This window comes from Nocardioides sp. GY 10127, from assembly GCF_004919085.1.
GTDB lineage: Bacteria > Actinomycetota > Actinomycetes > Propionibacteriales > Nocardioidaceae > Nocardioides.
This window is the reverse complement of sequence record NZ_STGL01000013.1, coordinates 20729-42352: the sequence shown is the minus strand read 5'-3', so window position 1 is coordinate 42352 and position 21624 is coordinate 20729. Positions and strand designations below refer to the sequence as shown.

19 protein-coding genes are annotated in these 21624 nt (G+C 75.4%); 7 read left to right on the top strand and 12 right to left on the bottom strand.

The window, feature by feature from the left end; translation table 11 throughout:
* Nucleotides 1–167: 167 nt before the first annotated feature.
* Nucleotides 168–857, bottom strand: a complete 690-nt coding sequence (locus tag E8D37_RS18775; RefSeq protein WP_136571366.1) for an amino acid racemase — start codon at nt 855–857, stop codon at nt 168–170.
* Between the two features lie 106 nt (nt 858–963).
* On the bottom strand, nt 964–1779 hold the full coding sequence (locus tag E8D37_RS18770) for an SDR family NAD(P)-dependent oxidoreductase (RefSeq protein WP_136571365.1): 816 nt from the start codon (nt 1777–1779) through the stop codon (nt 964–966).
* Between the two features lie 219 nt (nt 1780–1998).
* Here E8D37_RS18770 and mshA point away from each other — a divergent pair, with 219 nt between their 5' ends.
* Nucleotides 1999–3396, top strand: a complete 1398-nt coding sequence (gene mshA, locus E8D37_RS18765; protein ID WP_136571390.1) for a D-inositol-3-phosphate glycosyltransferase — start codon at nt 1999–2001, stop codon at nt 3394–3396.
* Nucleotides 3397–3410: 14 nt separating this feature from the next.
* Nucleotides 3411–3944: a YbjN domain-containing protein gene (locus E8D37_RS18760; RefSeq protein WP_136571364.1), complete on the top strand. Its 534-nt coding sequence runs from the start codon at nt 3411–3413 to the stop codon at nt 3942–3944.
* A gap of 45 nt (nt 3945–3989) precedes the next feature.
* Here the strand turns inward: E8D37_RS18760 and E8D37_RS18755 are convergent, their stop codons facing one another.
* The 5 genes from E8D37_RS18755 to pilM all read right to left on the bottom strand — a co-directional run bounded on the left by E8D37_RS18755 (nt 3990) and on the right by pilM (nt 9214).
* Nucleotides 3990–5297 carry an MFS transporter gene (locus E8D37_RS18755; protein ID WP_136571363.1) on the bottom strand — a complete coding sequence of 436 codons (1308 nt, stop codon included), beginning with the start codon at nt 5295–5297 and terminating at the stop codon, nt 3990–3992.
* 147 nt (nt 5298–5444) lie between these two features.
* Nucleotides 5445–6287 (bottom strand): A24 family peptidase, encoded by an 843-nt coding sequence (locus tag E8D37_RS18750; RefSeq protein ID WP_136571362.1) that lies wholly within the window; start codon nt 6285–6287, stop codon nt 5445–5447.
* Between the two features lies 1 nt (nt 6288).
* Nucleotides 6289–6933 (bottom strand): hypothetical protein, encoded by a 645-nt coding sequence (locus E8D37_RS18745; RefSeq protein ID WP_136571361.1) that lies wholly within the window; start codon nt 6931–6933, stop codon nt 6289–6291.
* A gap of 86 nt (nt 6934–7019) precedes the next feature.
* The gene (locus E8D37_RS18740) at nt 7020–8024 is read right to left on the bottom strand and encodes a hypothetical protein (RefSeq protein WP_136571360.1); all 1005 of its coding nucleotides are present in this window, start codon (nt 8022–8024) and stop codon (nt 7020–7022) included.
* A complete protein-coding gene (gene pilM / locus E8D37_RS18735) occupies nt 8021–9214 on the bottom strand; it encodes a pilus assembly protein PilM (protein ID WP_168929822.1) in 1194 nt (397 codons plus the stop codon). Before pilM ends, E8D37_RS18740 begins: the two co-directional genes overlap by 4 nt.
* A gap of 189 nt (nt 9215–9403) precedes the next feature.
* On the opposite strand from pilM, the gene E8D37_RS18730 reads away from it, so the two are divergent.
* From E8D37_RS18730 to E8D37_RS18715, 4 genes are read left to right on the top strand one after another with little or no spacing between them, the layout of a single operon-like run.
* Nucleotides 9404–10675 carry a PilT/PilU family type 4a pilus ATPase gene (locus E8D37_RS18730; protein WP_240770565.1) on the top strand — a complete coding sequence of 424 codons (1272 nt, stop codon included), beginning with the start codon at nt 9404–9406 and terminating at the stop codon, nt 10673–10675.
* Nucleotides 10672–12510, top strand: coding sequence for a GspE/PulE family protein (locus E8D37_RS18725; protein WP_136571358.1), 1839 nt, complete (start codon nt 10672–10674; stop codon nt 12508–12510). Before E8D37_RS18730 ends, E8D37_RS18725 begins: the two co-directional genes overlap by 4 nt.
* Nucleotides 12497–13996 (top strand): type IV pilus twitching motility protein PilT, encoded by a 1500-nt coding sequence (locus E8D37_RS18720; protein WP_276606517.1) that lies wholly within the window; start codon nt 12497–12499, stop codon nt 13994–13996. Before E8D37_RS18725 ends, E8D37_RS18720 begins: the two co-directional genes overlap by 14 nt.
* Complete coding sequence (locus E8D37_RS18715; RefSeq protein WP_136571357.1) at nt 13993–15204, top strand: type II secretion system F family protein; 1212 nt, start codon at nt 13993–13995, stop codon at nt 15202–15204. The genes E8D37_RS18720 and E8D37_RS18715 overlap by 4 nt, the downstream gene beginning before the upstream one ends.
* Nucleotides 15205–15462: 258 nt before the next feature.
* Here the strand turns inward: E8D37_RS18715 and E8D37_RS18710 are convergent, their stop codons facing one another.
* From E8D37_RS18710 to E8D37_RS18695, 4 genes are read right to left on the bottom strand one after another with little or no spacing between them, the layout of a single operon-like run.
* Complete coding sequence (locus E8D37_RS18710; RefSeq protein ID WP_136571356.1) at nt 15463–16887, bottom strand: hypothetical protein; 1425 nt, start codon at nt 16885–16887, stop codon at nt 15463–15465.
* Nucleotides 16887–17573 (bottom strand): prepilin-type N-terminal cleavage/methylation domain-containing protein, encoded by a 687-nt coding sequence (locus E8D37_RS18705; protein ID WP_136571355.1) that lies wholly within the window; start codon nt 17571–17573, stop codon nt 16887–16889. The genes E8D37_RS18710 and E8D37_RS18705 overlap by 1 nt, the downstream gene beginning before the upstream one ends.
* A complete protein-coding gene (locus tag E8D37_RS18700) occupies nt 17570–19366 on the bottom strand; it encodes a type II secretion system protein (RefSeq protein ID WP_136571354.1) in 1797 nt (598 codons plus the stop codon). Before E8D37_RS18700 ends, E8D37_RS18705 begins: the two co-directional genes overlap by 4 nt.
* Nucleotides 19350–19892, bottom strand: coding sequence for a GspH/FimT family pseudopilin (locus tag E8D37_RS18695; protein ID WP_136571353.1), 543 nt, complete (start codon nt 19890–19892; stop codon nt 19350–19352). The genes E8D37_RS18700 and E8D37_RS18695 overlap by 17 nt, the downstream gene beginning before the upstream one ends.
* Nucleotides 19893–20131: 239 nt before the next feature.
* On the opposite strand from E8D37_RS18695, the gene E8D37_RS20660 reads away from it, so the two are divergent.
* Nucleotides 20132–20512: a prepilin-type N-terminal cleavage/methylation domain-containing protein gene (locus E8D37_RS20660; protein ID WP_136571352.1), complete on the top strand. Its 381-nt coding sequence runs from the start codon at nt 20132–20134 to the stop codon at nt 20510–20512.
* A gap of 131 nt (nt 20513–20643) precedes the next feature.
* On the opposite strand, the gene E8D37_RS18685 is transcribed toward E8D37_RS20660, so the two are convergent.
* Nucleotides 20644–21561: a DMT family transporter gene (locus E8D37_RS18685; RefSeq protein ID WP_240770564.1), complete on the bottom strand. Its 918-nt coding sequence runs from the start codon at nt 21559–21561 to the stop codon at nt 20644–20646.
* Nucleotides 21562–21624 lie beyond the last annotated feature (63 nt).

Below are 21624 nucleotides of genomic sequence, written 5' to 3'. Positions count from 1 at the left end.
GGCTGTGACCTGCGGTGATGTGCCGGTGGCGGTCGGCGTGGGGGCGTTCGGTCCTCGTGCCGACGAGGACCGAACGCAGCAGCCGGCCCGCAGCAGCCGGCCCGGGGGAGCACCGGCCCGGGCCAAACCAGCGGCGCTGGGCCGGGCGGGGCGAGCGCGCGGCAGACTCAGCCGAGCGCAGCGTCGAGAGCAGCCTCGACGTGCAGCGTGGTGCAGCCGAGGACCGGGATCTGCGCGTCCGCCTGGCTGATCAACAGCTCGAGCTCGGTGCAGCCCAGGATCACGCCGCCGGCGCCGGCGTCCCAGAGCTCGTCGATCAGGCCGGTGACGGTGCGCCGCGAGCGCGTGACGACGCGGCCGTGCACCAGCTCGTCGTAGATGATCCGGTTGACCGTGTCGTGGTGGTCGGGGTCCGGGACGTGCACCTTCAGGCCGTGCGAGGAGAGGCGGTCGATGAAGAAGTCGCGCTCCATCGCGAACGTCGTGCCGAGGAAGCCCACCTCCTCCAGGCCCGCCTCCTTGGCGGCCGCGGCCACCACGTCGGCCAGGTGCAGCAGCGGGATGCCGATCGCCGCCTCGACCTGCTCGGCGACCTGGTGGAACGTGGTGGTGCACAGCAGCAGGACGTCGGCCCCGGCCCGCTCCACGCCCTGGGCCGCGGCCACGAGCACCGCCGCGACGCCGTCCCAGTCCTCCGCCTCCTGGAGGCGGGTCACCTCCGCGAAGTCGACCGAGGCCATCACCAGCCGCGCGGACGACAGCGGGCCGACCCGCTTCTCCACGCCGCTGTTGAGCTGCTCGTAGTACACCGCGCTGGATTCCCAGCTCATGCCGCCGACAAGTCCGATGGTCTTCACGAACGGGCAGCCTGCCGTGTCCCAGGTCACCCGTCCAGGGTCTTCCGTGGGGCGCAGGTCATACCGCAGCCGGTTCCGTGGGGCCCGTGGACGGTCCCCGCCGCGCTCACGCCTCGCGGTGCACCTTGTGCTGGGCGGCCTGCGCGCGCGGACGCACCATGAGGGAGTCCACGTTCACGTGCGCGGGCCGGGTGACCATCCAGGCGATCGCGTCCGCGACGTCCTCGGCGACCAGCGGCTGCTTCACGCCCTCGTAGACCTTCGCCGCCCGCTCGGAGTCCCCGGCGAAGCGGACGAGGGAGAACTCCTCGGTCTGCACCATCCCGGGCTCGACGGTCATGACCCGCACCGGCTTGTCCCACAGCTCCAGCCGCAGGGTCTCGGTGAGCACCTGGGTGCCGTGCTTGGCCGAGGTGTAGCCGCCGCCGCCCTCGTAGACGATCCGGCCGGCGGTGGAGCCGACGTTGAGCACGGCGCCGGCGCCCGAGGCCTCGAGCAGCGGCAGCAGCGCCTTCGTCACCTGGAGGGTGCCGATCACGTTGGTCTCGTACATGGCGCGCCAGGCGTCCACGTCGGCCTCGGCCACGGGATCGGACCCGAACGCGCCACCCGCGTTGTTCACGAGGACGTCGAGAGCGCCGGCGCCCAGCCCGCGCACCGCGTCCGCGAGGGCCGCGACCTGCTCGGCGTCCGTGACGTCGCAGACCACCGCGTGCCCGCCCAGCTCGGCGGCGAGCGGCTCGATCCGCTCGGCCCGGCGGGCCGCGAGCACGACGGTGTACCCGGAGGCCGCCAGCTTGCGGGCGGTCGCCGCGCCGATGCCGCTGCTCGCGCCGGTGACGACCGCGAGGGGCGTGCCGCCGCGCGGCGGGGCCGGGGCGGTGTAGGTCGTGTCGGCGGACGGGACGTCGGGGAGCTCCATGCGCCCATCGAAGCACCGCATGGGCGCCCGCGCCTGGTCCGGGTGGGCGTGACGAAGACTTCCCGGGGGTGGTCACGGGAACAGGAGGCGCGGTGGCATGGTTGTGCGCTGGGCCAGGCTCCTCGAGGGGCCGCGCCGGTGGGGCCGAGGGCCCGCCGGTGGACCAGCAGCGACGGAGGAGGACGGGTGAGGGACGCAGAGCGCGTGCGCCGTGCCGCGATGATCAGCCTCCACACCTCCCCGCTGGACCAGCCGGGCACCGGCGACGCCGGCGGGATGAACGTGTACGTGATCGAGCTGGCGCGCCGCCTGGCCGCGCGCGGCGTCGAGGTCGACGTGTTCACCCGGGCCACCTCCTCCGCGCAGCCTCCGGTGGTCGTGGTGGACGACGGGATCGCCGTGCACCACGTGCCCGCCGGGCCGTTCGAGGGGCTGACGAAGGCCGAGCTCCCGGGCCAGCTCTGCGTGTTCGCCCGCGAGGTCCTGCGGACCGAGGCCGCCCAGCCGCTGGGTCACTACGACGTCGTCCACTCCCACTACTGGCTCTCCGGTCAGGTCGGCGCCCTCGCGCGCGACCGCTGGGGCGTCCCGCTCGTGCACTCGATGCACACGATGGCCAAGGTGAAGAACGAGTCGCTGGCCGAGGGCGACACGCCCGAGCCCGCCGCGCGGGTGATCGGCGAGGAGCAGGTGGTGGCCGCCTCCGACCTGCTCGTCGCCAACACCGAGCTCGAGGCGCGCCAGCTCATCGACCACTACGACGCCGACCCCGCCCGCGTGCAGGTCGTCCACCCCGGCGTCGACCTGGAGCGGTTCCGCCCGCTCGACGCGGCGCAGGTGCGGGCCGCCCGCGCGGCCGAGGGGATCGACGAGGACGCCCTGGTGGTGCTGTTCGCCGGTCGCATCCAGCCGCTCAAGGCCCCGGACGTCCTGCTGCGGGCGGTGGCGGTGCTGCTCGAGCGGGAGCCCGGCCTGCGCGAGCGGCTGCTGGTGCCGGTGGTCGGCGGCCCGTCGGGCAGCGGCCTGGAGCACCCCGAGTCGCTGGCGGACCTCGCCTCCGAGCTCGGCCTCACGGGCGTGCCGGGCCGGCGCGACGTCGTCCGCTTCGTGCCGCCCGTCGACCAGGACCGCCTGGCCCGCTGGTACGGCCTCGCCGACGTGGTGGCCGTGCCCTCCTACAACGAGTCCTTCGGCCTCGTCGCCGCCGAGGCGCAGGCCTCCGGCACCCCCGTCGTGGCGGCGGCCGTGGGCGGCCTCCCCACGGTGGTGCGGGACGGGCGCAGCGGCCTCCTCGTCCCGGGCCACGCGCCGGCGGCCTGGGCGGACGCCCTGGGCCGGCTGCTCCTCGACGACGACCTGCGCGCCCGGCTCACCGCCGGCGCCCGGCCGCACGCGAGCGCGTTCTCCTGGGAGGCGACCGCCGAGGCGACCGTCGCCTGCTACGAGAAGGCCCGCGCCCTCCTGAGCCGGGACGCCCCGCGACCCGCCCTGCGGGCCGTCGGCGGGCACGGCCTCGCCGTCCCGCTGCTGCGTGCCCCCGGTCTCGACGTCAGCGGGCTCGGGCTCGCGCCGTTCTCGCTGCCGGGGCTGCCCGACGACCTCGGCGCCCGCGCCTGATCCCTGGAGACCCCGTGGACGACGACCTCACCCCGGCCCAGGCCGCGGCGGCCGACGCCGTCCGGGCCCACCTCGCCGAGGTCGGCCTGGAGGCCGAGGAGCAATCGCCCGGCGTCTTCTCCTTCGCCCTGCCCGGGGAGAAGAAGCTCTCCACGGCGGTGCGGCTCGACGTCGGCGTGCACGCGCTCGGGGTCCACGCGTTCGTCTGCCGCGCCCCCGACGAGAACCACGAGGGCGTCTACCGGTGGCTGCTGGAGCGCAACCTGCGGATGTTCGGGGTCGCGTTCGCCGTCGACCGGCTCGGGGACGTCTACCTCGACGGCCGGCTGCCGCTGTCCGCGGCGGCGCCCGACGAGCTCGACCGGCTGCTCGGCTCGGTCCTCACCTACGCCGACTCCTCGTTCAACACGATCCTCGAGCTCGGGTTCGCCACCTCCATCCGCAAGGAGTGGGAGTGGCGGCGGCTGCGGGGTGAGTCCACCGCCAACCTCGAGGCGTTCCGCGGGTGGCTCGAGGCGGGGGAGGCCCCGCCCGCGCCCGACGCCTGACGGCCGCCCGCGGACGGCCGCCCGGAGACGGCGTGACGGGCCCGCTCAGGCCCCGGCGCGCGAGCGGGTGCGCCAGAGCACCACGGCCGTGGCGAGCACGGCGAAGCCCAGGTAGGCCCAGGAGAGCTCGGCGAGGCCGAAGCGGCCCGTGAGCCGCCCGACGACCAGGCTCGGCACGGCCGCGCCGGCGTAGGAGAACAGGTACACGGACGCCATGAGGCCGGCGCGCTCGAGCGGCGCCACGTGCGGCAGCAGCGTCTGGACCGAGCCGGTGAACCCCGTCCCCATGCCCGTGCCGGCCACGACGCCGGCGACCAGCACCACCACCACGCTGCCGACGTACAGGCCGACGACGATGCCCGCCACCGCGACGGTGAACACGACGATGCCGACGCGCTGGGCCCGCACCGGGCTCAGCCGCGCGGTCAGGGGCACGCCGAGGCCGTAGGTGATCATGAATGAGGCGAAGACGAGGCTGCCGACGAACGGGTCCTCGGTGCCCAGGTACGTGGCCGAGATGGTGGGGCTGAACGCCTGGTAGAAGCCGCCCAGCGCCCAGGTGCCGAGGAACACCGCCACCGCGGCGGGCAGCAGCGGCCGGACCGCGTGGGGCAGCGCGACGCGCGGGCGCAGCGAGCGCCACACCCCGGGGCGGGTCTCGCCCAGGGGCGCCAGCGCCAGCAGCGGCAGGCACGCCACGAGCAGCACGACCACGAGGACGTAGGAGCCGGTCTCCGGCCACGGCGAGTAGCTCGCGAAGAGTCCGGTGAGCAGCGCGCCGAGCGTGATCCCCACCTGCGGGCCGCCCGCGACGAGGGCCGGGGCGATCCACGCGCGCCCGCGCGGGGAGAGGTCGAGCAGGTAGGCCGCCACGGCCGAGGTGGAGAATCCGCAGGCCAGGCCCTGGAGGAGCCGTCCGAGGGCGAGGTCGCCGAGGGTCTGGACGTCGAGCAGCGCGAGGCAGCCGAGCGCGGCGAGCGTCACCGAGGCCAGCGCGACGGGTCGGCGGCCGAGGTGGTCGGAGACGCGCCCGAGCACGAGCAGGGAGACCAGCACCGAGGCCAGGTAGACCACCGTGGCCAGGGCGAGGTCGGAGGTGCTCAGCCCGTCCTGCGTCCGGTAGGTCTCGTAGAGCGGGATCGGGGAACCGGACGCCGTGAACACCGCGACCAGCGCCACCGCCGCGGCCACGAACCCCAGCACCGGCCGGTGCCGGCGCGTCCGCGACGGGTCGGGCTCCACCGCGTCCGCGAGCCCGCGGCGCGGCACCCCGGCGGGCACGTGGCCCTCGGCCGTCCGCGCTCGGGCGTGCCGGCCCAGGTCGTCCTGGTCCACGGTGTGCTGCTCGGTCACGCGGGGGCTCTCCTCGTCGTCGCATGGTTGACGAGGGCTACTTTCCTGTGCGACAGGTGTCGAGCACCAGCCCCGGGCGCGGCGAGAGTCGTCACAGGGTCGTGGGAGGCCAGCCGGGGGACGGCGGCCGCGGGGGCGGCGAGGCGGTCAGAGACCGACGAGGCGCAGGTAGGCGTCGGCGAGGGGCTGCCCGCACGGGACGGCGAGGAGGGCGGCGCCGACGAGGAAGGGCCCGAACGGCAGCATCCGGGGAGCAGGACGCCGGCGGGCACGCCCCGCCACGATGAGCGCCGTGCCCACCAGCGCACCGGCGACGAACGCGCCGGCCAGGCCGACGAGCGCCGCGCCGACCCCGAGGGAGCCGGCGGCCGCGCCGAGCACGGGGGCGAGCGCCACGTCGCCCAGCCCCATGCCGCGGCCGCGGGTGAGCACGTGCAGCCCGCCGACCACGATGAACCAGGCGGCCGCCCCCGCGAGCGGGTCGGCGAGCAGGGCGCGGTCGCCCTCGGCCAGCGCGCCGCCGACCAGCCCGGCGGTCACGAAGACCGCGGTCCAGCCGGTCACCGCGAAGGGCAGCCGGTGCTCGGCGAGGTCGACCGCCACCAGCGGCACCCCGCCGGCGACCACCGCCAGCCAGGCCAGCAGGCGGCCGGCGTCCCAGGGCGTGGGGAGCGCGGGCAGCAGCGCCACCACGAGGAGGACGAACAGCACCGCGGTGCCGGCCTCCAGGGCGGGGTAGCGCCACGGGATGGGCGCGGCGCAGTCGCGGCAGCGGCCGTGCAGCAGCACCCAGGACAGGACCGGGACGTTGTCGCGCTCCCGCACCTCGTGGCCGCAGGCCGGGCACGCCGACCGCGGTCGCACGACCGACCGCCCCGCCGGTACCCGGTGCGCCACCACCGTGCCGAACGACCCCATCGCGAGCCCGAGCAGCCCCGCCAGCAGCGCGGCCAGGGGGACGAGGGAGGGGAGCGGGTCGAGGGTGGTCATGTCACTCGGCGTCCGAGGAGGGCGTGGCCGCGGCGTCCGTGGTGGCCTCGGCGGACGCGTCGGCGGACGCGGCCTCGTCCGGGTCCGGGACGCCCTGCGTGAGGAACGTGGTGGCCGTGACGACGAGGGTCGAGGAGGACTCGTCGTCCCGCGTGGTGACGGCGCTGGTGACGAGCAGGGACCGCTCGAGGCCGGTGAGCTCGTCGAGGAAGCGCCGCAGGCGGGCGGGGGAGGCCTCCACCGCGATGGTGACCACCTGGGTGGCGACGGCCGAGCCGCCGGGGACGCCGACCGGCAGGGTGATCGGCTCCGCGGTGACCGGCAGCGCGGGGGAGAGCACCGTGACCGAGCGCAGCGGGATGCCCGCGGCGCGGGCCGCCTCGTCGACCTGGCTGAACAGGCCGGGCTGGTCGGCGGTCTCGGGGAAGGAGGCGTCGAGGTCCGCGGCGAGCGCGTCCACGCTGTCGAGGTGCTCGGCCTGCGCCTCGAGGGCGTGCAGGCGCACCGAGAGCACGGCGTTCTCCGCCGCGACCGCGTCCCGCTCGGCGTGCGCCTGGGACGTCGCGGAGAGGGTGGGCCCGACGAGCCCGAACCAGGCGCCCAGGAGCACCACGAGCAGCGCGAGGCTGCCGAGCAGGATCGTCACGCCCGGATTCCCGGTGCGCAGCCGCGGCGCCGGGTCGCTCGCTCGCCGGGCCGCCTTCGCGACCGACCGGCGGCTCAGCCGGCCGCTCACGGCTGCGCCCCGTCCGTCGAGCCCGCGCCCGAGTCGGTCCCGGTGTCGGTCCCGGTGTCGGTCCCGGCATCGGTCCCGGTGTCGGCGCCGGTCGCGGTGCCCGTCGCCGAGCCGGTCGCGGCGGCGTCCGCGGGCTCCCCGGCCAGCCGGTCGACGAGCCCGTCGAAGCGTCCGGTGAAGGTGGCGGCGGTGACGCCGACGCTCCCGGTGAAGGTGACCGCGCCGTCGTCCTTCCCGCCCCCGTCGCTGCCCGCGCCGCCCGAGCCGGTGGTCGTGGTGTCGATGAAGGGCTCGGCGAAGAGCGGGGAGGCGTCCAGCGCCTCGACCATCCGGGCGACGGCGACCCGGTTCGGCGCCGTGCCCGACACGTTCACGCAGGCGACGAGGTCGAGCACCTCGAAGGGGTCGGGGCCGGGGCAGGTGGTGACCAGCCCGCGGGTGCCGGCGGCGAGGTCGACGGGGACGTCGGTGAGCGTGGCGGGGGTGGTGCGCTCGCCCAGGGTGAGGGTCGTGCCGTCGAGGACGGCGCCGCGGGGCAGCGCGTCGTCGAGCGCCTTCGCGATCGCCTCGGAGTCGAGCTGGGCGGCCATGAGGCCGGTGCCGACCTGCGCCCGCAGGCGGACGCCGGCCAGGTAGGCCGCGACGGGGGCCATGGCCTCCAGGCGGGTCTGCAGCCCGTCGCCGACGGCCCGCTCGCCGTCGAGCTCGTGGCGGGCCTGGACGAGCGCGAAGCGCTGGGCGGTCACCACGAGCGCGACCAGCACCACCAGCGCCACCACCGCGATGACGAAGCGTCGCCGCAGGGCGAGCACCCGCAGGCGCACGCGGACCCAGTCCGAGAGCAGGTCGACGCCGTCGCGGGCGGGCGCTGCCGCAGCGGGGGACGAGGCCGTCGAGGCGGACGTCGGGCCGGTCCCTGCGGACGGGAGGGCGGCGCCCGGGGTGGGCTCGGACGTGGCGGGCTCGTCGCCGCGGCGGCGGACGAGGGAGAGGCGGCTCATGCGGCGCTCCCGAGGCAGAGCCCCAGCGGGGCGAGGAGGTGGTCGGGGACGCCGTCGCGGCTGCCGGGGTCGGCGCCGCGGACGGCGACCGGCACGCGCAGTGCCGCGGCGAGGTGGTCGGCGAGCCCGGGCATCCGGGAGCCGCCGCCGGTGAGGAGCAGCGACGCCGGCGTGTGGGCCGGGTCGTTCTGGAGCGAGAAGTCGAGGGTGGCGCGGACCTCGCCGACCATCCGGGTCACCGCCTCCAGCGCGACGGTCTGGTCGCGGCCGGTCGGGTGGGCGCCCACCGGCGGCAGCAGCCCCGGCTCGGCCTTCACCTCCTCGGCCTCCGCCCAGGAGCGTCCGGTGTGCTCCACCAGGGCCCGGGTGACGAGGTCGCCGCCCAGCCCGGCGGCCACGCGGACGAACCGCGGGCCCGCGGGCGCTCCCACGGTGACCGTGACGGTGTTGGCGCCGACGTCCACCACCGCGAGGGTGGGGACGGACGGCGGGGTCGTGCTCCCCGCCTCGGCCGGCGTGCCGGCCACGGGGTCGCGCAGCGCGCGGAGGGCGGCGAAGGCGCTCAGGTCGGCGGCGACCGGGCTCAGCCGGGCCGCGTGGGCGCAGCGGACGAGGCCGTCCACCGACTCCTTCGCGGTGGCGACGAGCAGGATGCGGGAGACCCGGCGGGCCCGGCCGACCTCGTCGACCACCTCGCCCTCGCCGAGCGGCACGTGGTCGAGGTTGGCGTCGTCCACGGGCACCGGCAGCAGGTCGGCGACCTGGAAGCGCAGCGAGCGGCGCAGGTCCTCCTCGCTCATCCAGTCGAGCTCGAGGCGGCGCACCAGCACGGAGGCGGAGCCCACGGCCAGCCGCACGTCGCGCGTGCCGAACTTCTGCTCGGCCCACAGCTGGCGCAGCGCGGCCACGACGGGGGCCGGCTCGCGCACCTGCCCCGCGTCCACGGCGCCGCGGGGCAGCGGCACCCGGCCGCTGCGGCGCACCGTGGCTCCGCGCCGCGAGCGGCGCACCTCGACGGCGCGCACGGCGTCCGTCCCGATCTCCAGGCCGACCACGGTCCGAGCCACCGCCGTCACCTCCACGTCGTCCGTGCCGCCCCGGGCGAGGCGGTCGTGTCCTGCGGTCCGGGCGCCGTCCTGGCGCCCGTCGTCCCCCGGGGCGGCGGAGCCCCGCGGCGTGCGCCCACTCACGCACCTGGTGGCTCCCATCGGCAGCGGGCGCGGGTTCATGAGGGGCCGCCGCCGGCGACGGTGGGGCCCTGAGCAGGCAGGACGCGGCCCGACGGCTCAGGACGCCGGGCGTCCGGCCGATCCGAGCAGGGCACCGCCACGCGCCGGCCCCCGCTGGCGCACCCCTCGCAGCACCTCTCGGAGACCCCTGTGACCGCCTCCCCCCTCAGCGACCCGCTGCACGACCCGCTGCACGACCCGCACGGGTCGTCCGGCCCGGCCGCCGCGCCCGGAGCAGCGCCCGGAGCAGCACCCGGAGCCGTGCTCGCGTCCGCCGCGCCGGGGCGTCGGGTGGCCGGCGCGCCGGAGCCGCCGGAGCCGCCGGCCGGCGGGGTCGACGCGGCGTCCGTGCTGCGCTCGCTGCTGGCCGAGACGGTCCGTCGCGACGGCTCCGACCTGCACCTGCGCGCCGGCGAGCCGCCGCGGGTCCGGGTCCGCGGCGACCTGGTGCCGCTGGGTCGCGCCGTGCCGCCGGACCTGCTCAGCGCCGTCGTGCGGGCGATGATGGAGCCCGACGTCCTGGCGGCCTACGACCGCGACCTCGAGGCCGACCTGGCGCTCACCATGAGCGGCGTCGGCCGGTTCCGCGTGAACGCGTTCCGCAGCCGCGGGCACGACGCCGCGGTCCTGCGCCGCGTCGCGGACGCCCCCCAGCGGCTGGACTCCCTCGGCATGCCGCCGGTCATCCGCGACCTCGCGCTGCGCCGCCGCGGGCTGGTGCTGGTCACGGGGCCGACCGGCTCGGGCAAGACCACGACGCTCGCGGCGATGATCGACGCGATCAACGACGAGCGGCCCGTCCACGTCCTCACGCTCGAGGACCCCATCGAGATCGTCCACACCTCCCGCACCGCCACCGTCACCCAGCGCGAGCTCGGCAGCGACTCCCGCTCGTGGGGCGCGGCGCTGCGCGCGGCGATGCGGCAGGACCCCGACGTCATCCTCGTCGGCGAGATGCGCGACGCCGAGACCGTGCACGCGGCGCTCTCCGCGGCGGAGACCGGCCACCTCGTGCTCTCCACGCTGCACACCACGGACGCGCTCGAGACGGTCCAGCGCGTCATCGACTTCTTCCCGCCCCACGAGCAGCCGCGGGTGCGCTCCGCCCTGGCCGCCTCGCTGCAGGGGATCATCTGCCAGCGGCTCGTGGCCACGCCGGACGGCGGCCGCCTGCCCGTCCTGGAGATCGCGGTCGCCGACGTGCGGCTCGCGGAGGTCGTCGCCGACCCGGACCGGACGCTCGAGCTGCCCGACGTCGTCGCCGAGGGCGGCTACTCGGGCATGCAGACGTTCGACCAGCACCTCGTGCGGCTCGTGCTCGAGGGCGTCCTCGACGAGGCGACGGCGCGCGGGGCGGCCTCCACCCCGCACGACTTCTCGGTGGCGTTGCGGCGCACCGGCTGGCGGGGTGAGGGCGGATGACCAGCTCCCCGCACGCCGACTGGGACCACCTCGACGACTACCCCGAGCACCCGGGCGCCTCCGGGCACGCCGCCTGGACCGACCCCGAGCGGGCCGACCTCGCTGTCGTCCCCGGCGGCGGACGCCGTCGCACCGACCTGTGGCAGCCGGAGGACACCCGGCTGCACACCACGGCCGAGGCGACCACCCAGGCGCTCCTGGCCAGCCACGTCGTGAACGAGGAGCAGCTCGCCGCCGCGCAGGTGTGCGCCGGGGAGCACCACGGCTCCGTCATCGAGGCGATCCTCAGCCTGCCGGTGGACCGGGCGCGGGTCCTCGCCGTCACCGCGGGCGTCGCGGGCGTGGAGCTCGTCGACCTCGCCGAGACCGGCGTCGACGCCGGCGCCGCCGCGCTGCTGCCCGGCGAGTTCGCCCGCCGCTCCGGCGTCCTGCCGTACGCACGGCGCGACGGGGAGCTGCTGGTCGCGGTGCCGGTGCGCCGCCTCGGCGACCTCGAGCTCAAGGACGACCTGGGCCGGCTCACCGGCCAGCGGGTGCGCTTCGTGCTCGCCTGGCGCGGCGACATCGAGGCCCGCACCAACGAGACCTACCGGGTCGAGGACGAGCTCGCCGGCCTCTCCATGGGCCTGGTCGCCGACGACGAGCCGGACCCCGAGGCGCTCACCGAGATCGTGGACGACGCGCCGGTCGTGCGGTTCGTCAACCTCCTCATCAGCCAGGCGATCGCCGACCGCGCCAGCGACATCCACCTCGAGCCCACGCAGGACGACCTGCGGGTGCGCTACCGGATCGACGGCGTGCTGGTCGAGGCGCACCGGGCCCCACGCACCATCACCGGCGGCGTCGTGAGCCGGTTCAAGATCATGGCGGGGATGGACATCGCCGAGCGGCGCGTCCCCCAGGACGGCCGACTCTCGGTCACCCACGAGCACGGCACGGTCGACCTGCGCGTCGCCACCCTGCCGACCGTGTGGGGGGAGAAGGTCGTCGCCCGCGTCCTCGACAACGGGGCCACCCGCCTCGGCCTGGACGACCTCGGGTTCTCGCCGGGCAACCTCGCGGTGTTCTCGCAGGCGTGGTCGAAGCCGCACGGCATGGTGCTGGTGACCGGGCCGACCGGGTCGGGGAAGTCCACGACCCTGTACTCGACGCTCAACATCCTCTCCACGCCCGCGGTCAACGTGATCACGGTCGAGGACCCCGTGGAGTACCGGCTGCCCGGCATCAACCAGGTGCAGACGAACCCGAAGGCGGGGCTGACGTTCGCCTCCGCGCTGCGCTCGATCCTGCGCTCCGACCCGGACGTCGTCCTCGTCGGCGAGATCCGCGACCGCGAGACCGCCTCCATCGCCATCGAGGCCTCCCTCACGGGCCACCTCGTGCTCTCCACGCTGCACACCAACGACGCCCCCTCGGCCGTGACGCGGCTGGTGGAGATGGGCATCGAGCCGTTCCTCGTGGGCTCGGCGCTCTCCTGCATCGTGGCCCAGCGGTTGTGCCGCTCGCTGTGCCCGCGCTGCCGCGAGCCGTACGAGGTGGACCACGACGAGCTCGCCGCGGTCGGCTTCGCGCTGCCGCCGGGGCACCACGGGACGCTCTACCGGCCCGTGGGCTGCCCGGACTGCTCGCGCACCGGCTACCGCGGTCGCAGCGCGCTGCACGAGGTGATGCCGGTGACCGAGTCGATCGAGCGGCTCGCCGTCGAGCGCGCCTCGAGCGACGAGATCGGTCACACCGCCCGCAACGAGGGCATGACGACGCTGCGCCAGGACGGTTGGGCGAAGGTGCTCGACGGGCGCACATCCGTGGAGGAGGTACTCCGTGTCGCAGGCTGAGCACCACGACGACCACTCGACCGGCCACTCGACCGGCAGCCCGACCTGGGACACGTCCTGGGCCGACTGGGGCGGCGCCACCGAGCCGGAGCCGGTGGCTCCTGCGTCCGACGTGCCCGTGGGCACCGGCGGCGGCCGCCGCCGCGCCGCCGTGCCGGTGGACGACGACCCGCTGCGTCCTGCGCCTCCCGTGGCCGTCGCGGCCCCCGCACCCGTCCTCGCCACCGCTCCCGCCCCGGCGCCCGGCCTCGCCCCCGCACCTGCTCCGGTCCGGGTCGAGGCGCCGCGGCCGGCCGCCCCGGCCCCGGGGAAGTCCCTCGACCTCGACGCCCTGCTCGACGCGGTGGTCGAGCGCGGCGGCTCCGACCTGCACCTCACGGTCGGCGTGCCGCCCACCGTCCGCGTGCGCGGCGAGATGGTCCCGCTCCCGGGCTACGCGCCGCTGGACGAGGACGAGCTCCAGGAGGCCGTCTACGCGATCCTCACCGAGAAGCAGCGCCGGACGCTGGAGGAGGACCGCGAGCTCGACCTCGCGCACGCCGTCCCGGGCCGCGCGCGGTTCCGCGTGAACGTGTTCTGGCAGCGCGGGGCGGTCGCGGCGGTGCTGCGGCTGATCCCGTGGGAGATCAAGACGGTGGCCGAGCTCGGCCTGCCGCAGGTGGTCTCCGGCCTCTCCGACCTCAAGCGCGGGCTGGTGCTCGTCACCGGCCCGACCGGCTCGGGCAAGTCCACGACGCTCGCCGCGATCGTCGACCAGGTGAACCGCACCCGCGCCGGGCACATCGTCACGATCGAGGACCCGATCGAGTTCCTCCACGAGCACCGCTCGTGCGTCGTCAACCAGCGCGAGGTCGGCGGCGACACCCGCGGGTTCCGGCAGGCGCTGCGCCAGGCGCTGCGCCAGGACCCCGACGTCATCCTCGTCGGCGAGCTGCGCGACCTGGAGACCATCTCGGTTGCCCTCACCGCCGCCGAGACCGGCCACCTCGTGCTCGCCACGCTGCACACCTCGTCCGCGCAGGACACCGTGAGCCGGGTCGTGGACGTCTTCCCCGCCGAGCAGCAGCAGCAGATCCGCACCCAGCTGGCCGCCGCCCTCCAGGCGGTGGTCTGCCAGGCCCTCGTCCCGACCACGGACGGCAAGGGCCGGGTCGCCGCGCTCGAGGTGATGATCTGTACCTCCGGCGTGCGGGCGATGATCCGGGAGAACAAGCTGCCGCAGATCCCCGGCGCGCTCCAGGCGGGTGTCGCCCACGGCATGCAGACCCTCGACGGCCACCTCGCCGACCTGGTCAAGCAGGGCCGGATCACCCGCGACGCGGCCCTCGAGCACGCCGTCCACAAGGACGACCTGCTCGCCCTCATCGCCTCCGGCGGCCTGCGGTCCGGCGGCTGGTCCGACCCCGCGCCGAGCCGGCCCGGCGCCCCCGAGCCGGTCTCCCCGGTCTCCGCGGTCTCGGGGCCCGAGAGCGGGGCGGCGTCGTGAGCACCTACACCTACCAGGCGCGGGACGCCGGCGGCGCGCTGCGCGAGGGCAAGGTCCGCGCGGCCTCGGAGGCCGCGGTGGCCGAGCGGCTGCGCGAGCTCGGGTTCACCCCGCTGGCGATCGGCGAGTCCGGCCAGGGGCTGAACAAGGAGATCAGCCTGCCCTGGGCCAAGCACGTGAAGCTGGGGGAGCTGGCGGTCTCCGTCCGGCAGCTGGCGACCATGGTCTCGGCCGGGCTGCCGCTGCTGCGCGGCCTGCGGATCGTCGCCGAGCAGGCCGAGAACCCCGAGCTGCGGCGTGTGCTGGGGGTGGTGCGCTCGCAGGTCGAGTCGGGCCACCCGCTCTCGACCGCGTTCGCCGGCGAGCCGCGGGTCTTCAACCCGCTCATGGTCGACATGGTGCGGGCCGGCGAGACCGGCGGCTTCCTCGAGGAGTCGCTCACCCAGATCGCCGAGACGTTCGAGGCCGAGGTGCGGCTGCGGGCCAAGGTGCGCTCCGCGATGACCTACCCGACCGTCGTCCTCATCATGGCGATCCTCATGTGCACCGGCATGCTGCTGTTCATCGTGCCGATCTTCGAGAAGATGTTCAGCGACCTCGGCGGCACGCTGCCGCTGCCCACGCGCATCCTCGTCGTGCTGAGCCACGCGATGGTGTGGATCGTGCCGGTCGTCGTCGTGCTCGCCATCGGCTTCGTCGTCGCCTGGCGCCGTTGGGGCCACGAGCGCCGGGTGCGGGAGGTCGTCGACCCGCTGATGCTGCGGCTGCCGGTCTTCGGCGGGCTGATCGGCAAGATCGCCCTGGCTCGGTTCACCCGCAACCTGGGCACCCTGCTCGGCGCCGGCGTGCCGGTGCTCTCCGCGCTCGACATCGTCGGCGACACGTCCGGCTCGACCGTCATCGCGAAGGCCGTGGCCGACGTGCGCCGCTCGGTGGCCTCCGGCTCGTCCGTCGCCGGCCCGCTGGCCAAGCACCCGGTCTTCCCGTCGATGGTCGTGCAGATGATCGCCTCCGGCGAGGAAGCCGGCGCGCTGGACGACATGCTCGCCCGCGTCGCCGCGTCCTACGACGAACAGGTCGAGACGACCACCGAGGCGCTCACCAGCCTCATCGAGCCGCTCATGATCGCCGGCCTCGGCATGGTCGTCGGCGGCATGATCGTGGCCCTCTACCTGCCGATCTTCTCGGTCTTCGACCTGATCAAGTGACGGCGCCGGCCGGCCTGCGGCCGCCAGCCCGGCCCCAGACAGTTCGCGCGCGTCGCCTGTTCCGCCGTGCAGATGGGGAGGTGCCCGGGCCGCACTCAGTAGATGGGCCCGCCCGGGCCCCACTACCGAGCTCACGACCCCTGCCCCGCCGCACTCGGTAGATGGGCCCGTCTGGGCCCCACTGCCGAGTGCACGGGAGGTCTGTCCCGGCACCACCCTGCGTAGGCCGCGCGAACACGCGGCCGAAGGCCGCCAGTCCTACCGGTCGACCTCGACGTACCGCCCGGTGGAGAACCGGAGGAGCGCGGGGCTCAGGTTGTTCATGAAGCACTCGTCGAGCGACACGTCGCCGGTGCCGGTGAGGTCGAGGCTGTCGGCGTAGATGGTGCCGATGAGGTTGGCCGTGCCGTTGTTCTTCATCACCTGGCCGTAGGGCGCGCGGGAGGTGAGGACGATGCTGGCCGCCAGGCCGGGGGAGGAGCCGGCGTTGCCGTTGAGCCGCAGGTTGCCACCGTCGACGACGATGAGCAGGGACCGGTCGGGGCAGGTGCCGTCGGCGGGCCGGTTCCAGGCGGTGGAGAGGTCCTTGAGGTCGACGACGCCGCCCTCGGACGCGGTGCCCAGGAGGTCGAAGAACATCACGGCGTGCGGCTGGACGGTCGGGCTCGGCCCGGACCCGAACGACGTCGAGGTGTAGTAGGTCCCCTGGCTGCGGGCCAGGGCGCGCAGGTCGTCGAGCTCCTCGGAGTCGAACGGGTCCTCGCCGATGCCGAAGAGCGCCCGCAGGGCGGCCTCGCTGGTGATCTTCGAGCCGATGACGTCGGCCACGCCGTCGCCGTCGGTGTCGACGGACCCGTAGAAGTCCGGGTAGCCGGTGGCCGCGGCGCAGTCCGACAGGCCGGTGAGCGAGCCGCCCCGCACGTCCTGGTCGAACGGGTAGACCTTCGCGCACGCGCCGCCGGCGTGGATGGCCCGGTCCTTCCCGCCGCCGCTGCCGCTCACCGCGTCGGAGCAGTAGGTGCTGTTGCCGTTCGCGGTGGTGATGGCCTGCGAGGAGTGGACACCGGCCGGGATGCCGTAGGCGGGGTCGATGCTGCTGATCACCGAGATCTTGTCGCGCCGGTACACGCAGCCGGTCGAGAGCACGCTGATCCGCGTCACCGCGTACGCGCCGCCGCCGCTGACGGAGCGGCCGAACATGGCGATCGGCAGGTCCGGGTTCTTGCGGACGCTCACGTCGACCTCGATCGAGCGGACGCCGTCGCCGGCGCGTCCGGTGCTGTGCACCCGGTAGACGGCGGGGTCGTTGGCGGGCCACGGCAGGATCGGCTGGATCCAGGCGCGGAAGCTCTGCACCGTCCCGCCGGAGGGGGCCCAGCCGCCCAGGTCGTAGCCCGCGGGGGAGGCGCTGTTCCCCCAGGGCTCGCTCGTGCAGGACGGCGAGCAGGCCAGCGCGCCGAGACCGCCGGAGCGCATCCGGGCGATCGCCTGGGTGACGCCCGCGTCGGCGGCGTCGAGGGCGGCCGCGGCGTCGCGCGAGTCGTCCGCGGCGGAGAGGTTGCCGACGCTCACCCGCAGCACGGTGGTGCCGAGCACCACGACCAGCGCCGCGACCATCATCGTGATGACGAGCGCGACGCCCTGGTCACGGGGCGGGCAGGTGGTTCCGCTGGGTCCGGGCATCAGGAACCTCCCTGGTTGCGCAGGTCGACGGCGAGGCTGAAGTCGCGGGCCACGTCCCCGTCGGTGACGGTGAGCTCGACGCGGACGAGGTCGAGCCAGGCCAGCTCCGCGCCGTCGGGACGGCCGTCGCTGTTGCCCCCGAACGCCGACGACGCGTCGATCTCCTGCCACGTCGTCTCGCCGTCGCCGTTCGCGTCGGCCTCGAAGGCCGAGCTGAGCAGGACGAGGTCGAACCGGCTCACGACCTCGGCGAGGACGGGCCGGGTGATCGCGCCACCGGAGGCGTCGTCCGCGGTGAGCGTCAGCCGGCCGACCGCCGGGTCCCACCGGTAGGTGAGCACCTCGGGGTCGGCCATGGTCGTGTCGCGCAGGCCGTCGCCGTCGAAGTCGGTCCAGATCGTCAGGGCCGTGGTCGCGTCGCCGAGGTCGGTGAGCTCCACGGCGTCGATCGCCGCGGTCTGCCGCAGCTCGCGGGAGAGCCGCTCGATCGCCAGCCGGGACTCCTGGGTCACGTCCGCCGAGTCCGAGACGTCCTCCGTCGCCTGGCTCGCCGCCAGCACCAGCCCGAGGAGCAGCGTCGTCACGACGGTGAGGAGCCCCATCGCCACCAGCAGCTCGACGAGGGTGTACCCGGCGTCCTTGCCGGCGTCCTCTGCGTGCACACGGCCCCCGGCGTCCCCGCTCATCGCGCGTCCTCCGCCGAGCAGGCGACCGCCCCCACGGTCACCGACACCGTCGAGGACGCCAGCGTCGAACCGCCCACGGCGAGCCGGACCGGTGCGGTGCGCAGGGTGAGGACGCCGGGCAGCGACGCGCTCGCCCGACCCGTCTCGGTCTCGATCGTGGCGCCGCCGGAGGAGGCCGAGGCGATCGACTCCACGTAGTCGCCGAGGTCGCCGTACAGCGCGCCCAGGCCGAGGCTGTCGAGGTTCAGCGCGGCCAGCGGGTCGGTGACGTTGCTGCTGCTCAGCGTGCCGATGCTTGTGTAGCCCAGGGGGGTCCAGCGGCGCACGCTGCCGGACCAGGACGCCGAGGCGCTCGGCGTGTGCGCGGCGCCCGTGACCTGGCAGCGGGCGACCGCACTGGCCAGGTCGACCTGGAGCAGCCCGTTGGGCGCGAACAGCGTGGGCAGGATCGCGATGCGCCCGGCGCGGGCGGTCGCGCAGGAGCGGACCACGTCCGCCGGCAGGCCGAGCGCGGCCGCGTCCGTGCCCGACGGCGTCACCTGCGCCCAGCCCGAGGCGCCGACGCGGATCGTGGTGCCGGAGGTGGTGACGCTGCAGTCGGAGCCGGTGCCCGAGCCGGACACCGGGTCGACCACGCTCACCAGCGGCCCGGAGAGCAGCAGTGCCGGGTCGATCAGCGCTCCCGAGCCCGCGCCGACCTTGAGCGCCGTGGCGCCGGACCCGTCGTGGCCGATCGCGACGTTCACCGGGGCGCCGGGGGAGCCGACGGACGGCGCCGCGGCGTCCGCGTTGACCGAGACCGCCGAGGTGGAGGTGCTGCCCCAGCACACCAGCGAGCAGCCGGCCGTCGTGAGCTGTCCGGCGGAGGCGGTGCCGGCCGCGGCGCTCACCGAGGGCGGGGAGGCCAGGTTGACGGAGGCGCCGTCGGCCTGCGAGCCGCCGGAGACGCCGGCGTTGAGCGAGGTCAGGGCGGCCGAGGCGGTGGAGGTGTAGGACAGGCCCGCGGACAGGTGGAGGATGCCGGCCTGCACGGAGAGCTCCGCCGCCTCGTCCGTGCCGAGCGTCGTGGTCGTGCCGATCGCCAGGGTGGTGGCGTCCGCGGTGGCGCGGGCCCGGGTGCTGGCCCGGCGTGCGCGGCCGATCTGGGTGGCGCTCACGACGGGGTGCGTCGTGTGGGCGCCGACCTCCAGCGCCGCCACGACCACGCCGACCTGGGCCGACGGCGGGGTGTCGTGCCCGACGACGCCGCTGTCCCAGCCGGCCGGCGGGGTGACGGGCGAGGGCGGGGTGGAGTCGTTCAGGAACTGGGTGGAGAGCACCAGCACCCAGCCGTCGAGGTCGTCGCGGTCGGCGCCGGTGAGGACGGTCCGGTAGAAGGGCCCCGCCGGCTCCCAGTCGCAGCGCCCGGCGGTGGCGGAGACCCAGCCCTCGTTGGCGGCGGTGGGCTCCACGACGTCCCCGCTCGCGTCGGTGCACGTGGGCGCGGCGGCGGGGGCGACGAGGTCGGGGTGGTAGCGGTCGAGGACGTCGATGAAGTCACCCGCGGCGGGCGCGACGTGCCACGGCAGGTTGCGCATCCGCTCCAGCTCGGCCAGCGCCATGGACTTGCCCTGCGTGAGGCTGCGCGCGGTCGCGTTGGCGCGGATGCCGCCGAGGACGACGGGCAGCGAGGCCACCAGCAGGACGACGAGGATGGCCAGGGCGACGAGCACCTCGACCAGCGAGAAGCCGCCGTCGGCGGGGCGGGTGCGGGGCTGCGCCTCCGGGGCGCCCTGGTCAGCGCATCGAGACACGGCCGGTCAGCCCTTCCACGGCGATGACGGTGCCGGTCGAGACGGCGTCGCCGTCCCGGACGACGACGACCTGGCCCGGGCTCGCTGTCCCGCGCGAGGAGAAGGTGACGGCAGCCAGCGAGCCGCCGTCGGCCGTGGTGAACGCGGCCTCGGTGAGCTCGACGTGGTCGTCGTCCAGCGCGGTCGGGCCGGAGAGCAGCGTGCGACCGGCGTCCTCGCACCTCCCGGACCACAGCGACCACGAGTGCGCGTCGAGCTGGACGCAGAGCGAGCGGCCCTCGGTCACGGCCCGCTGCTGGGTGGTCCGCAGGACGGCGCGGACCTCCTCGGCCACGGTGACCTGCGCCTGCGCGCGCCACCACTGCACCCAGCCGGCGATAGCGAGGGTGGTGAGGATGCTCCCGACGACGATGGTGGCGAGCAGCTCGACGAGGGTGAAGCCGCGATCGCCCGCCCGCTCGCCCGCGCACGCGCGCTCGGCCGCGGACGGGCGGCACGCGGGGCGGGCGGGGTGGCGGAGGGGCACGGGACAGCTCCGAGAGGCTGGTCGATGAGGCGGGGTCGATCAGGCGGTCCTCTTCCATCGGCGGCCGGTCCGGACAACTGAGCCGGACCAGTTCCACACGATTTCCTCATGCCCCCGTGGGCACGGCCGATCCACTGCCTTACCGGATCGCTGGCCCACCGCTCGGGCGGTCGGCGTGCCGGGCTGCCAAGTCGCTGGGCGGAGCCCAGCGGAGTCCCCTCACGGAACGAGATCCCCTCATGCCGACCACTACCCCGCAGCGAAAGGACCAGGGCTTCACGCTCATCGAGCTCCTGGTCGTCGTCATCATCATCGGCGTCCTCGCCGCCATCGCCATCCCGGTCTTCCTGAACCAGCGTCAGAAGGCCGCGGACGCCGCGACCCAGTCCGACCTCAAGAACGCCGCGACCCTCATGGAGACCTGGTTCGTCGACAACCAGTCCTACGTGGCCACCAATCCCGGCGACCAGCTCAACGACATGCAGCACAGCACGAACGTGAGTGTTGTTGTCACGTCCGCGACCGCCACCGGCTACTGCCTGGACGGCACCAACACCGCTAGCGACGCCAAGTTCCACTACGACTCCGACGCCGGCGGCCTCCTCGACGGCATCTGCTGATCGGCCCGACACGACCCCACGGGGCCCTGACAGCCTCCCCCCTCCGCACGCGGCGCCGCCCCCTCCCCTTCGGGCGGCGCCGCGTCGCGCCATTTCCGGGCAACCCGCCCCGGACTAGGCGGCCGTCCCGGCTAGGCGGCAGCAGGAGCGGGGCGCGGCTTCCGGCGGGCCAGCGCGACGCCGACGAGCGCGAGCACGCCGCCGGCGTAGGCCAGGGTCGGCGGGACCTCGCCGAGCGCGACCCAGCCCATCACGATCGTCAGCGGCGGCACGAGGTACGTCGTCACCGCCAGCGAGGACGCCGAGAGGTGGCGCAGCGCGTAGGCGTAGGTGGTGAACGCGATGGCGGTGGGGAAGAGCCCGAGGTACACGACCCAGGCGGTGGACGCCGGCGGGGCGGCCGCGACCTCCCGCACGAGCTGCGGCGCGAACGGGAGGCAGACCACGGCGCCGACGGTGCACGCCAGCCAGGTCACCTCGACCGCGGGCAGCGCGCCGACCAGCGGCTTCTGCAGCACCAGGCTCACCGAGTACGCCACCGCCGCGACGAGGCAGAGCACCACGCCCAGGACGTCGTGGTCGCTGCTCGTGCTCGTGGAGAACGAGATGAGGACGACGCCGGCGAACGCGACCGCCAGGCCGAGCCCCAGCCAGCGGGTGAACCGCTCGCCGAGGAACAGGGCCGCGAGCACCGCGACGAGGACGGGGGAGAGCTGGATCAGCATGGCGGCCGTCCCGGCGTCCACCCGCCGCTCGCCCTCGTTGAGCGCCAGGTTGTAGATGCCGAACCACAGCACCCCCACCGCGACCAGCGGCACCCACTCGCGCCGGGTGGGCGCGCGCAGGCCGCGGCCGCGGGCCATCACCTGCGAGGCGGCCGCCAGGGCCACGGCCGCGACGAGCAGCCGACCCAGCGACAGCGCCCCGGGGGAGAAGTCCTCCCGCAGGTAGCGGATCGCCACGAAGGCGCTGGCCCACAGCAGCAGCGTCACCGCCACCGCGAGCAGCGGGAGCCAGCTGGGGGACGCGGCGGGGCGGGGGGTGCTCACCGGAGCACCGTAGGCCCCGGCGCCGACGGCGGTCTCGCGGGTTCCGGACGCGTCCACCACGGC